Origin of the sequence: Thaumasiovibrio clandestinus (genome assembly GCF_047250365.1) — a bacterium.
GTDB lineage: Bacteria > Pseudomonadota > Gammaproteobacteria > Enterobacterales > Vibrionaceae > Thaumasiovibrio.
Map to the genome: position 1 here is coordinate 360523 of NZ_JBLBVL010000002.1, position 13601 is coordinate 374123.

Here is a 13601-nt window from a genome sequence, read left to right on the forward strand (position 1 = left end):
CTCCTTACAAGGCTTCTGCATCTGTTTCGCCAGTACGGATTCGTACTGCTTGCTCTAGGTCGTACACAAATATTTTTCCGTCACCAATTTTTCCGGTTTGTGCAGCCTTGCTAATCGCATCAACAATGCCATCTACGGTATCAGCATGCGTCGCAATCTCTAATTTAACTTTCGGCAAGAAGTCGACTTGGTACTCGGCCCCACGGTATAACTCGGTATGACCTTTTTGACGCCCAAATCCCTTAACTTCAGATACCGTCATTCCATCGACGCCCACATCAGAGAGCGCTTCTCTGACATCATCAAGCTTGAACGGCTTTATTATCGCTGTGATTATTTTCATTCTATGCTCCTGACAAATATGCTGTGCTCAGGTGTACAGATACAAAGTGCGTGCCAACTTAATAAAACCTTTATAATTAATGCGTTATTGGCATGTTGCGTATATTGCTAGATCGGTATGCACAAATGTTGTGCGGTAAATGTTAAAAATGAGTGCAACAAAACACATACATTTACAACTCACCTTAAGGTAACGAGCGCAGAAGTCGCCGGAAAATGAAGGGAAACTGATAAGAATTAAACAGAAGGAGAAAACAGAAGGTGTCCCTTCTGTTGATCTAAATTAACGAGGGTCAAAAAACACGATCCAATCGCGCAACATCATTAGCAGGTCTTCTAAACCACAACTCGCGGTCATTTCATCATCGTAATAGTCCAAATCTTGCTGTTGATGTGATTCATCAAGTGGCGCATCCTCTTGTAGCAAACTATTGGCGACGATAGTGACCTCGCCATTTTGCAACAATAGGCTGTAATGTTTACCAAGGTGTCGCCACTCTTTCTGGCTAATGCCCTTCTCTAAACAGTCCTCTATAAGAGACTCTATTGCGGCACGCTGCACCCCGAACTCTTCAAGCAACCAACGTCCTACTACTTCATGCCCCATTGAAAAACTAGCATTATAGCTACCATCAAGGGTATTCTTTTTAAACTCGTACTCCATTGGCCCGTCTCTCTTTACGACTACTGTGTCGAAACTGCTGTTGTATCGAAAGTCGCTTATTGTCAGGAAACTAGAACAAAATGCAACTGACCCATGCCATCGCACGTCAAATAGTGGCAAGAGAGATGAAAATTATCCATTTCTCCGTCAATGCCATGGGTGAAAATGGCCAACAAATGCTAATGATCGCTGAGATGAGAATAGAACAAGCTGCACTAATGGCACAAGTTCAGTAAGCAAAGCTCAGGTCGACATTTAGTGTCTACCGATCCGCGCAACCCACAGCATCACGCCAAACAGAAAAAGGGTAAGCGCTAAATACGCTTACCCTTTCTTGTTGTCACAACTTTCTTATTCTCACGATTAGCTTGGTAACTAAACCGCTTCTTGAATTATCACATCTGCAGCTTTCTTGGTGTACTGATCCATACGATGGAAGTTCAGATAACGGTATGTATCTGCTGCCGTTGCATCGATCTGCTGGGCATACTCAAGGTATTCCGCTTTCGACGGTATACGGCCCAAAATAGCCCCCACTGCCGCAAGTTCTGCGGATGAGAGATAAACATTGGCTCCGGTTCCCAAACGGTTCGGGAAGTTACGGGTCGACGTTGACATCACTGTGGCCCCATCGGCAACCCGCGCTTGGTTACCCATACAGAGTGAACAACCTGGGGTTTCAATTCTGACCCCTGCACGACCAAAAATGCCATAGTAACCCTCTTCGGTAAGCTGATCTTTATCCATCTTCGTTGGCGGTGCGATCCACATCCGCGTATTCAATTGACCACCAAATTTATCCAGTAGCTTACCAGCCGCTCTAAAGTGGCCAATATTGGTCATACACGAACCAATAAAGACCTCATTAATCTCGGTGCCCTGCACCTCTGACAAGGTACGCGCATCATCTGGATCGTTCGGCGCACACAGAATAGGCTCGTCAATCTCAGCCAGATCGATCTCAATTACGTGCGCATATTCAGCATCTGTATCGGCTTCCATTAGACTTGGTTCAGCCAACCACGCTTCCATCGCATTAATACGACGCTCAATCGTGCGGCGATCGCCATAGCCTTCTGCCAACATCCATTTCAGCATCACCACATTGGATTGCAGATATTCCGCGACAGACTCTTGTGACAATTTCACCGTGCAACCTGCGGCACTGCGTTCTGCTGAAGCATCGGACAGTTCGAAGGCTTGTTCGACAGTAAGGTGCTCGACCCCTTCAATCTCTAATACACGACCGGAGAATTCGTTAATTTTGCCAGCTTTCTCAACCGTCAATAGCCCCTGTTTAATGCCAAAATACGGAATGGCATGTACCAAATCACGTAGTGTGATCCCCGGTTTCATTTCGCCTTTAAAGCGAACTAAAATCGATTCTGGCATATCGAGTGGCATCACACCAGTTGCAGCGGCAAATGCAACCAAACCTGAACCAGCAGGGAAAGAGATCCCCAACGGGAAACGGGTATGCGAGTCACCGCCAGTCCCGACCGTGTCAGGCAGTAGCATACGGTTTAACCAAGAGTGGATGACACCATCACCAGGACGCAGCGCAACCCCGCCACGATTCATAATAAAATCAGGTAGCGTATGGTGGGTATTTACATCAACCGGTTTAGGGTATGCCGAGGTATGACAGAATGACTGCATGGTCAGTTCAGCAGAAAAGCCCAGGCAGGCCAAGTCTTTAAGTTCGTCGCGGGTCATTGGCCCAGTGGTATCTTGCGAACCAACCGTGGTCATCATAGGTTCACAATAAGTGCCAGGGCGAATGCCTTCAACACCGCACGCTTTTCCTACCATTTTTTGTGCCAGAGTATAGCCTTTGCCAGTGTCTGCCACAGGTTGAGGCCGGCGGAATACATCAGAAGCCGGTAAGCCCAGCGCCTGACGGGCACGATCGGTTAAGCCACGGCCGATAATAAGAGGAATACGGCCACCAGCACGTACTTCATCAATCAATACATCGGTTTTTAGTGAAAAAGTCGAAACAACCTCATCCGTAGCATGACGACAAACTTGACCCTTGTACGGGTAAACATCGATCACGTCACCCATGTTCAGTGCGCTAACATCCAGTTCAATTGGCAGGGCGCCAGCATCTTCCATGGTATTAAAAAAGATTGGCGCAATCTTGCCGCCTAACACATAACCACCAGCACGTTTGTTTGGCACATTGGGAATATCATCTCCCATAAACCACAACACCGAGTTGGTCGCTGATTTACGCGATGAGCCAGTGCCCACGACGTCGCCGACATAAACGAGTTGATGTCCTTTCTCTTTCAATGCTTCAATTTGAGAAACAGGACCGACAGCGCCAGGATCTTGAGGTTCAATGCCTTCCCGCACATTCTTTAACATGGCTAACGCATGCAGTGGGATATCGGGGCGTGACCATGCATCTGGGGCTGGAGACAAATCATCGGTATTTGTCTCGCCCGTTACTTTGAAGACCGTTAAGGTGATCTTCTCAGCCAACTCAGGCTTAGAAAGGAACCACTCAGCATCAGCCCATGATTGCATCACCTGCTGCGCAGCAGCATTACCCGCTTTAGCTTTTTCTTCAACATCATAAAAAGCATCAAACATTAATAATGTATGTGAGAGAGCCTTCACTGCAACCGGAGCCAGTTCAGGCTGTTCCAGTAACGAAATCAAAGGCTCTATATTATAGCCACCCTGCATTGTACCCAGCAGTTCAGCCGCTTTTGCTGGGCTGATCAACGGTGACTCGGCTTCGCCAGTCGTGAGGGCGGCAAGAAAACCCGCTTTGACATACGCTGCCTCATCAACCCCTGGCGGTATACGATTTTCGAATAGATCCAATATCACCGCTTCTTCGCCTGCTGGCGGGGATTTCAACAGTTCAATGAGACCTGAAACTTGCTCAGCATCAAGCGGTTTGGGGACAATCCCTTGGGCAGCACGCTCTGCGACGTGTAGACGGTAGGCTTCAAGCACGACGTTTTCCTCTCGTTGCGGTTCTGCTCTAATAGCAGAACATCCTTGGAAAGTTATGGTTCGGGCTGTGTTAACCCAGCATCTGAACTAATTGATTAACAACCCAAACCATACCGTGCTCAAAGAATAGCATCATTAACGAAAAGTTAAAATATCACCCCTTTCGTCAACACTCTCTCTTTAGTCTAATGCCATTGGCAAGCACAGCTAATAGCGGTTACCAACCATCAAATAAAAAGAGTCATAGCCCTGCTCGGTGAGTCCATAACCCAGCATCACCGGGCCAAACGGAGTTTTAATGCCGGTATATAGATTGGCGGCATTATATATACTGGCATCTGCTCGATTTAATTCAGTGCCATTCCATACCCCACCACGTTCAACGCCACCACCGATAAATATCGGTGCGGTAAACAGACCAAAGTCATTGGCAGCCAACAAATAACGATAATTTAAAGCCGCGAACACTTTGTTACTGCCCAATAAAGAGCCCTTGGGAATCCCAGACAAATGCATAAAGCCACCCAGTTCAAAGGGCTCCAATGGCAATCCAAGCAAAGCCGACTTCTTGCCCCACTCCCCTACTAGGCCAACGGTATGGCGCCGATACGCATGGAAAATTTGCAGGTTAACCTCTTGACCAAGATGGCTATCACTCACGCTCTCTCCATTCATCTTTGCGCTATTATTTGCCAATGTGGCCAGGTAGTTAAAACTGATTCCGCGCGTCGGTAATAGGTGGTCATCTCGCGTATCATAGTCAACATCTAGGTAGAGGCTCTGACTGTGCTGCTCACGAACACCCTGTTCATTCTGTCCGGGAATATACACTTCGCCGTCAATCACTCGAACCCCGCTACGAACCGTAAACCAAGGCTGCAAAGCATAGCCCAGCGAAGCATCAGCGCTAAGACTTTCAAAGCGTGCACTAAAAAAGCGTTCCGTATCCGGTAGCGATGGTGTGTCCGTCGGTAGAGATGCATTACGTTTCGTCACGTTATATTCTCCCTCTAGCTGCAAAAACAAAGGCAGCTCAGTATCAAAGGGGGAGTAGAAAACAGAACGAATACCTTTACTGGTGCCAAGTTCAAACTCATTTCGCCACTCCGCACCGTGGGCACTGAGTCCGGTCAAGTTAATCGCCATTCCCATCGATAAGTCGGTATCTGCAGTAAAGTTATCTTCTACCGCAAAACGAAAATCAATATAGTTAGGTCCCCAACTTTTTTCACGCACGATCACCTTTAATATCTGCTGTTCATCCTGTTGATAGAGGTGATAATCCACCCGTTCAAAGCGATCCATAGCATACAAGTGCTGAATGCCGGTTTCTAAAGCTTGAAAATCAACAGGCCAATTCGGCCTTAATCGCAACTGCTTCAACACGGCATTATCCGAAAGGTACGAATCGTTATCTAACTCAAAACGATCGACAACAATCGGTTTAAGACTGCGCAACTCATTACGGCGTTGGCGCATCATTTGACGGTGAGTTTGATACTGCTGCGCTGAGACAGAAAATGACGATAAGGCTTCACGGCGGGATTGCGCGGCGGTATAACCTAACCCGTATGCCTCGGACATCGCTGCAAAGTTGGTAATCCCGATATGTTGGGTTTGTGGTCGAATAAGTACATCTTGGCGCGATAGTAGCGACTGCTGCAATTGCGTATTATTTTGCACCACATAGTTGGTGACTTGATCCATCATGGCTAAATAGCTACTAAGATCATCCGCCTCACTGAAATCGTTACTAATATCAACGGCGATAACAATATCCGCGCCCATCTTTTTTACCACAGCGATCGGGAGATTATTAACCAGCCCCCCATCCGCGAGTAATTGACCACCAATCTCAACGGGTGCCAGCATGCCTTGAATCGCCATACTGGCCTGCATGCTGCGAGCTAAAGAGCCAGAGGCCAAAACAACGGGCTCCAGTGTCGCCATATCGGTGGCGACAGCACGGTAAGGAATCGCCAGTTGATCAAAATGATCGAAGTCAGGAAGATAGCCGACTGTCAGCCGAAGTAAGTGCGCCATGGTTTGACCTTGAATCACGCCCTTCGGCATTTGAAAGCGTCCATCATCGAAGCCGAGATTAAAACCAACCTGATAGCGGTCTTCGTTGTGTTTGTGAACGCTATATCGCGTAGAGCGACTGGCCTTATCTTTAAATCCTTCTTGCCAGTGAACATTTTGAAAGAGAAGGTCAATCTCATCGGCTGACATACCTGTTGCGTACAGACCGCCAATATAGGCTCCCATACTGGCTCCGACAATGTAATCCACCGGCACATTCAACTCTTCCAGCGCCTTAAGTACACCAATATGCGCAGCCCCTTTGGCGCCTCCTCCACCCAGCACGACACCGACTTGTGGACGCACAACGTGCCCATTCGCCCATACAGCAGTACTACTTAGCAATAAGCTTAAGCATAAAACAATTCGCAGCATGAATACCAACTAACAAAACAGCGTTCAAAATGAGCGCGTATTTTACTCAGTTTGGAAAAGAATAACATGCTAAATTCAGCCGAGAAAAAAGGCGCTGTTACCAGCGCCACAACACAGCAAGGCTTAAAGGTCTAGGAACTACCTTTTCTTCTTCGCTTTTTGGTTTGGAAGATCCGTAATCGTGCCTTCAAACACTTCCGCCGCCAAGCCAACCGACTCATGCAAGGTCGGGTGAGCGTGAATCGTCAAAGCAATATCTTCGGCATCACAACCCATCTCGATCGCAAGACCAATCTCACCCAACAATTCCCCGCCATTGGTGCCAACAATCGCGCCACCAATCACACGGTGTGTATCTTTATCAAAAATCAGCTTGGTCAAACCATCGGCGCAGTCTGATGCGATAGCACGACCAGATGCCGCCCAAGGGAAAGAAGCAGTTTCATAATTGATACCTTCCTCTTTCGCCTCTTTCTCAGTTTTACCCACCCAAGCCACTTCTGGCTCGGTATAAGCAATCGATGGAATAACTTTAGGGTCAAAATAGTGCTTCTTGCCAGCAATCACTTCTGCGGCAACATGCCCTTCATGCACCCCTTTGTGTGCCAACATAGGTTGACCAACAATATCGCCGATTGCAAAAATATGCGGTATGTTAGTACGCATCTGTTTATCGACATTGATAAAACCGCGCTCATCCACTTCGATACCCGCATTTTCCGCGTCAATCAGCTTACCATTTGGCACACGACCAATAGCGACCAGCACCGCATCATAGCGCTCTGCTTCTGCTGGGGCTTTTTTACCTTCCATTGAGACATAGATACCATCGTCTTTTGCTTCAACAGCGGTGACTTTGGTTTCTAGCATTAAGTTAAATTTATTCTTAATCCGCTTGGTGTAGACTTTAACAATGTCTTTATCTGCCGCCGGAATAACTTGATCAAACATCTCAACCACATCAATTTGCGAACCGAGTGAATGATAAACCGTACCCATTTCAAGGCCGATGATGCCGCCGCCCATGATCAATAACTTGCCCGGCACTTCGTTTAGCTCAAGCGCATCGGTCGAATCCCAAATCCGTGGGTCTTCATGCGGAATAAATGGCAACTTAATTGGTCGCGATCCCGCAGCAATAATGGCATTATCAAAAGTGACTGTCGCTGACTCTTCACCTTCCACCACGATGGTATTTGACCCTGTAAATTTACCATAGCCATTCACGACGGTGACTTTTCGCATTTTCGCCATACCGCCCAAGCCACCTGTCAGCTGGCTGATCACTTTTTCTTTCCACAAACGAATTTTATCAATGTCCGTTTGCGGTTCACCAAACACAATTCCGTGTTCCGCCAGCGCTTTAGCTTCTTCAATTACTTTTGCGACATGTAATAGCGCTTTTGAAGGAATACACCCAACATTCAAACAGACCCCACCAAGGGTGTCGTAACGTTCGATAAGAACCGTATCCAAACCTAAATCTGCACAACGAAATGCTGCTGAATAGCCAGCAGGTCCTGCACCAAGTACCACGACTTGGGCTTTAATCTCTTTGCTCATCTTGACCTCGTTTAGTCTTTTATCCCTGACAGGCTGCGTAAGATTTCCAAACACTCTCAGTTTACCGAGATGTTAACAGCTTGAAAAATCTATTTCATCTAGCCTGTGAGCTGGTCAGCAAATCCGTTGCTTCTGCACTGTTCTGTGCAGTGAATAACAACGGATCCTGTCTTTTACAGTATTAAGCGACGTATATCTGACAGCACACCGTTTAAGTAACTGACAAATCGCGCCCCTTCGGCCCCATCAATAACGCGATGATCATAAGAGAGTGATAACGGCAGCATTAAGCGCGGCTCAAACTCTTTACCATTCCAAACCGGCTTCATTTCCGATTTGGAAACACCAAGAATACCCACCTCTGGCGCGTTAACAATTGGAGTAAATGCCGTTCCCCCTAGGCCACCGAGGCTAGAGATCGTAAAGCAACCGCCCTGCATATCCGCCGCCGTTAGCTTGCCCGCTCGTGCTTTTTTAGAGACGACCATCAGCTCCTCAGATAACTCATGGATACCTTTTTTATTCACGTCTTTAAACACTGGCACCACCAGCCCGTTTGGCGTGTCGACTGCAATACCGACATTAATATACTTTTTCAATATCAAGCTTTCGCCATCTTCTGATAGCGATGAATTAAAGCTAGGGAAGGCCTCCAACGCTTTTGCCACCCCTTTCATGATGAAGACTAACGGAGTGATCTTCATACCTGAGTCTTTTTTCGCTTCCAGTGCGTTCTGCTCTTTGCGGAACGCTTCTAGCTCGGTAATATCAGCATTGTCCCACTGAGTAACATGCGGGATCATCACCCAGTTGCGGTGCAGGTTGGCACCCGAGATTTTCTTAATCCGCGATAACGGTTTAACTTCTGTCTCACCAAACTTACTGAAATCCACTTTCGGCCAAGGCAATAGTCCCAGTGCTGAGCCATCACCTTTACCCGATGCCGCGCCCGACTCAAGTCGCTTAAGTGCTTCTTTTACATAACTCTGCACATCTTCTTTCAGTATGCGGCTCTTACGTCCAGTACCTTTGACTTTGGCAAGGTTCACCCCAAACTCGCGTGCCAAGCGACGAACAACGGGTGAGGCATGCGCGTATTCATTGTTTTCGGCAAAATTCTCAGCAGACGCTTTTCCTGCCGATGTCGTGACACTCGGTGCTGCGGCAGCCGGTACAGCCGTTGGCGTTGGCGCGGAGGCCACAGTCGCTGCTGTCTCTTGCGTTTCAAACAGCATGATCAACGAGCCAGTCGACACTTTGTCGCCTGCTGCGACCTTGAGCTCTTTCACCACCCCAGCAAAGGGTGCTGGTACCTCCATGGAGGCTTTATCCCCTTCGACGGTGATCAGTGATTGCTCTTCTGCAACGCTATCACCGACCGCCACCATAATGTCGGTCACTTCAACTTCATCACCGCCAATGTCTGGCACTGCGACCTCTTTAACTACCGCCACAGCAGATGTTACAGGCGCAACGTCAGCGCTCGATGCAGTGACAGGCGCAGTGCCAGCACTGCCTGTTTCAAAGATCATAATCAAAGATCCGGTAGAGACTTTATCGCCCGCCGCCACTTTGATCTCTTTTAAGCGACCAGCAAACGGGGCAGGGACTTCCATCGATGCTTTATCGCCTTCAACGGTTAGCAACGACTGTTCTTCTTCAATGCTATCGCCGATCGCCACCATGATCTCTGTCACTTCAACTTCATCATCACCAATATCCGGCACGACCACTTGTTGCAATTCGGTAGCAGCTGCAGGCGCACTAGCAACACTCACTTGGGTAACGGGTGCCTCGATAGCTGGCGCTGCACCAAGAGGTTCAAAAATCATGATCAACGTCCCAGTGGAGACGCTGTCTCCCTCAGCCACTTTAATCTCTTTTACCACGCCGGCTTGAGAGGCAGGCACTTCCATCGACGCCTTATCGCCTTCAACCGTGATCAACGACTGCTCTTCTTCGACTTGATCACCGACGCTGACAAGGATTTCGGTGACTTCAACCTCATCGGCACCGATATCTGGAACATTAATTTCAATAGTCATGTGCATCATCCCTTATGCGTATAGTGGGTTTAGTTTGCCCGCATCAATGCCAAATTTGTCAATTGCCTCTGCAATCGCCGCCTTCTCTATCTTGCCCTGCTTTGCCAACTCAGTTAGCGCTGCCACCACGACATAGGCAGCATTCACCTCAAAGTGGCGCCTCAGATTATCGCGGCTGTCAGAACGGCCAAAGCCATCTGTCCCTAATACTTTAAACGACGATGTCGGTAAGAAGGCGCGAACCTGCTCGGCATAATTCTTCATGTAATCGGTCGCGGCAATCGTCGGCTCACTGCCTAGCACGGTCGCCACATACGGCACTTTCGGTTCCGCTTCTGGGTGTAACATATTAAAGCGCTCAACATCCTGACCGTCACGGGTCAACTCATTAAACGATGTCACCGAGAAGACATCAGATGCGATGCCGTAATCATCACTGAGAATCTGCGCCGCTTTACGTACTTCATTCATGATGGTGCCGGAGCTCAATAACTGCACCTTGCCGTTAGCACCCGCATAACTCTCCAGTTGATAGATCCCCTTACGGATCCCCTCTTCTGCCCCTTGTGGCATTGCCGGCATTGCATAGTTTTCATTCATCAAGGTCAGATAGTAGAAAACATTTTCTTGCTCGCCATACATACGACGAATACCGTCTTGCATGATCACCGCCACTTCATAAGCAAACGTCGGATCATAAGAGATACAGTTCGGAATCGTGTTCGCCATAACATGGCTATGGCCGTCTTCATGCTGCAACCCTTCGCCGTTAAGGGTCGTTCGTCCAGCGGTTGCGCCCAGTAAGAAACCGCGCGCCTGTTGATCGCCGGCCATCCACGCCATATCTCCAACGCGCTGGAAGCCAAACATGGAATAGTAGATATAGAAAGGGATCATCGGGAGATCATTGGTGCTGTAGGAGGTTGCCGCTGCCACCCAAGATGACATCGCACCCAACTCATTGATCCCTTCTTGCAATACCTGACCCGATGTCGCTTCTTTATAGTATGAAACGATATCGCGATCCTGCGGGGTATAGTTCTGCCCGTGTGGGTTGTAAATACCTATCTGGCGGAACAAGCCCTCCATACCAAACGTTCGCGCTTCATCAGCAATAATCGGTACAATATTGGCGCCGATATTTTTGTTCTTCAGCAAGGTATTCAAGGCACGCACATACGCCATGGTGGTTGAGATATCGCGTTTCTGCTCTTCAAGCAGAGCGCCAAACTCATCCAGTTGCGGCGGGATAAACTCACCGGTAAATGCCGGTAACCGTTGCGGTGTATACCCCAGCAACGATTTGCGTCGTGCATGCAAGTACTCATACTCCGCGCTACCCGGCTCTAAGGTCAGGTAAGGCAAATTCACTAGGTCTGAGTCGAGGACTAAATCTTGTAATCCAAGACGATCCCGCAAGTGCTCGACATGGGTCATGTCCATCTTTTTCACCTGATGGGCAATATTCTTGCCTTCTGCGGCTTCGCCCATGCCGTAGCCTTTGACCGTTTTTGCCAGTATTACTGTCGGCTTACCCGCTGTTTGTTGCGCGTTCTTAAAGGCGGCGTACACTTTGGATGACTCGTGCCCGCCCCGCTTCAGTGCAAAGATCTCAGCATCGGTCATATCAGCAACTAACGCCGCTGTCTCTGGGTACTTACCAAAGAAATGTTCGCGCACATAAGCGCCATCTTTCGACTTGAAGGTTTGATAGTCACCATCGACAGTTTCATTCATTAACTGCAGTAGCTTGCCGGTGGTATCTTTGGCTAACAGGGTATCCCAGCCATTACCCCACACCACTTTGACCACGTTCCAGCCTGCCCCTTTAAACAGACCTTCCAGCTCCTGAATAATTTTGCCGTTGCCCATCACCGGCCCATCGAGGCGCTGCAAGTTACAGTTAATTAAGAAGCAGAGGTTATCGAGCTTTTCTCGTGCGGCAAAAGAGATCGCACCGCGCGATTCCGGCTCATCCATTTCACCGTCGCCCAAGAAGGCATACACACGCTGTGCCGAGGTATCTTTCATTCCTCGACCATGTAGATATTTTAGAAAACGCGCCTGATAGATAGCAGAGATTGGCCCTAAGCCCATTGAAACCGTTGGAAACTGCCAAAACTCCGGCATCAGTTTCGGGTGCGGGTATGAGGATAAGCCTTTTCCGTCGACTTCCTGACGAAAGTTATCCAGCTGTGCAGCGCTAAGACGCCCTTCGACAAAGGCGCGAGCATAGATACCCGGCGCGATATGGCCTTGGTAGTAGACTAAGTCACCACCATCGACCTCATTCGGGGCACGGAAAAAATGGTTAAAGCACACCTCATAGAACGCCGCTGAAGACTGAAAAGAGGCCATATGCCCACCCAGCTCCAAATTCTTTTTTGAGGCACGCAATACGATCATGATCGCATTCCAGCGAATAATAGAGCGAATACGACGCTCTAAGGTGACATCGCCTGGGTAGACTGGTTCTTGAGTCACCGGAATGGTATTGACATAGTTCGTGGTGATCCCAGTTGGCATATCCACCCCATCAAGGCGGGCTTTATCTAGTACCTGCTCGAGAAGATACTGAGCGCGTTCTACGCCCTCTTCGCGAACAACCGACTCTAAGGCTTCAAGCCACTCCTGAGTCTCTACGACATCTACGTCATTGTTCATGATTTATCCTTTTGTTATTTGACTTTACAAACACATCATAAAAAGCAGTCAGATCAGCGTTATGCATTTAATCTGAGCTCGCCATGCGCTGTTGAGAGCGACGTAAAGAGCGCTCTAAACGGCCCTCTTCTTTCGTTGACTCCAACATCGTTTCCTCAATATAGGTTAAGTGCAACTGAGCTGCATCACGCGCCGCAGTGGGCTGACGAGACAAGATCGCCGCGACAATGTCCGCCCGGTGCCGACGGATCTTCTCCATCGTTCCTTGATGACGATAAAGCAGTTCTAAATTCTGAATTATATTGTTTGCCAATAAGCCGCTGAGGCTACGCACGATATGTAACAACACCAGATTGTGCGCGGCTTCCGCCACCGCGACCAAGTATTGCGTCACCGCACTAGCTTCTTGCTGAAGATCTCCGCGTTGCTGAGCTTCGCTAATAGTGTGATGGCAGTCTTTAATGCGTTGAAAGTCGGCATCATTCCCACGCAGGGCGGCAAAATAGGATGCAAGCCCCTCTAAGGCATAACGGGCCTCAATAATATCGAACTGGGTGTCTGGGTGTTGAGAGAGCAGTTGGAGCAGCGAATCAGAAAAATCTTGTCCAATCGCCTCAGAAACAAACGTACCACCACCTTGACGGCGTAGTAGCAGCTTTTTCGCTTCCAAGCGTTGAATCGCTTCACGTACCGATGGGCGGGAAACCCCAAACTGCTTGGCCAGTTCACGCTCTGGTGGTAACTGCTCTCCAGCGGCCAATGTTCCTTCCAAAATCAAACGCTCAAGCGCCTGCTCTATCGCATCGGAGAGCTTAGGCTGGCGAATGGGTCGATACGTCATTGCTATTATTTTTCCTGTCCTTGGTTTCAATAATATTACTTACCTGTCAATT

At 48.5% G+C, this 13601-nt stretch carries 9 protein-coding genes; 1 reads left to right on the top strand and 8 read right to left on the bottom strand.

Features of this window, described 5'->3' with window-relative positions:
- Positions 1-4 precede the first annotated feature (4 nt).
- Together glnK and ACKLNH_RS04710 are read right to left on the bottom strand one after the other, a co-directional pair.
- Positions 5-343, bottom strand: a complete 339-nt coding sequence (gene glnK / locus ACKLNH_RS04705) for a P-II family nitrogen regulator (protein WP_413111084.1) — start codon at positions 341-343, stop codon at positions 5-7.
- A gap of 282 nt (positions 344-625) precedes the next feature.
- Positions 626-1006, bottom strand: a complete 381-nt coding sequence (locus ACKLNH_RS04710; RefSeq protein WP_413111085.1) for a YacL family protein — start codon at positions 1004-1006, stop codon at positions 626-628.
- 80 nt (positions 1007-1086) lie between these two features.
- On the opposite strand from ACKLNH_RS04710, the gene ACKLNH_RS04715 reads away from it, so the two are divergent.
- Positions 1087-1242 carry a hypothetical protein gene (locus tag ACKLNH_RS04715; protein ID WP_413111086.1) on the top strand — a complete coding sequence of 52 codons (156 nt, stop codon included), beginning with the start codon at positions 1087-1089 and terminating at the stop codon, positions 1240-1242.
- 139 nt (positions 1243-1381) lie between these two features.
- Here ACKLNH_RS04715 and acnB read toward each other — a convergent pair whose 3' ends face one another.
- The 6 genes from acnB to pdhR form a co-directional block, all read right to left on the bottom strand.
- Complete coding sequence (acnB, locus tag ACKLNH_RS04720) at positions 1382-3979, bottom strand: bifunctional aconitate hydratase 2/2-methylisocitrate dehydratase (RefSeq protein WP_413111087.1); 2598 nt, start codon at positions 3977-3979, stop codon at positions 1382-1384.
- A 207-nt stretch (positions 3980-4186) separates the two neighbouring features.
- Positions 4187-6436 carry a patatin-like phospholipase family protein gene (locus ACKLNH_RS04725; protein WP_413111088.1) on the bottom strand — a complete coding sequence of 750 codons (2250 nt, stop codon included), beginning with the start codon at positions 6434-6436 and terminating at the stop codon, positions 4187-4189.
- A 138-nt stretch (positions 6437-6574) separates the two neighbouring features.
- Positions 6575-7999: a dihydrolipoyl dehydrogenase gene (gene lpdA / locus ACKLNH_RS04730; RefSeq protein WP_413111089.1), complete on the bottom strand. Its 1425-nt coding sequence runs from the start codon at positions 7997-7999 to the stop codon at positions 6575-6577.
- 173 nt (positions 8000-8172) lie between these two features.
- Positions 8173-10044 (bottom strand): pyruvate dehydrogenase complex dihydrolipoyllysine-residue acetyltransferase, encoded by a 1872-nt coding sequence (gene aceF / locus ACKLNH_RS04735; protein ID WP_413111090.1) that lies wholly within the window; start codon positions 10042-10044, stop codon positions 8173-8175.
- Positions 10045-10056: 12 nt separating this feature from the next.
- Positions 10057-12708, bottom strand: a complete 2652-nt coding sequence (aceE, locus tag ACKLNH_RS04740; protein WP_413111091.1) for a pyruvate dehydrogenase (acetyl-transferring), homodimeric type — start codon at positions 12706-12708, stop codon at positions 10057-10059.
- A gap of 67 nt (positions 12709-12775) precedes the next feature.
- The gene (pdhR, locus tag ACKLNH_RS04745; protein ID WP_413111092.1) at positions 12776-13549 is read right to left on the bottom strand and encodes a pyruvate dehydrogenase complex transcriptional repressor PdhR; all 774 of its coding nucleotides are present in this window, start codon (positions 13547-13549) and stop codon (positions 12776-12778) included.
- Positions 13550-13601: the final 52 nt, after the last annotated feature.

Bases quoted from the DNA above. Each gene is read 5' to 3' on its own strand.
- pdhR (WP_413111092.1), bottom strand. From the start codon at position 13,549: ATGACGTATCGACCCATTCGCCAGCCTAAGCTCTCCGATGCGATAGAG.
- ACKLNH_RS04710 (WP_413111085.1), bottom strand. From the start codon at position 1,006: ATGGAGTACGAGTTTAAAAAGAATACCCTTGATGGTAGCTATAATGCT.
- lpdA (WP_413111089.1), bottom strand. From the start codon at position 7,999: ATGAGCAAAGAGATTAAAGCCCAAGTCGTGGTACTTGGTGCAGGACCT.
- glnK (WP_413111084.1), bottom strand. From the start codon at position 343: ATGAAAATAATCACAGCGATAATAAAGCCGTTCAAGCTTGATGATGTC.
- aceE (WP_413111091.1), bottom strand. From the start codon at position 12,708: ATGAACAATGACGTAGATGTCGTAGAGACTCAGGAGTGGCTTGAAGCC.
- ACKLNH_RS04725 (WP_413111088.1), bottom strand. From the start codon at position 6,436: ATGCTGCGAATTGTTTTATGCTTAAGCTTATTGCTAAGTAGTACTGCT.
- aceF (WP_413111090.1), bottom strand. From the start codon at position 10,044: ATGACTATTGAAATTAATGTTCCAGATATCGGTGCCGATGAGGTTGAA.
- ACKLNH_RS04715 (WP_413111086.1), top strand. From the start codon at position 1,087: ATGCAACTGACCCATGCCATCGCACGTCAAATAGTGGCAAGAGAGATG.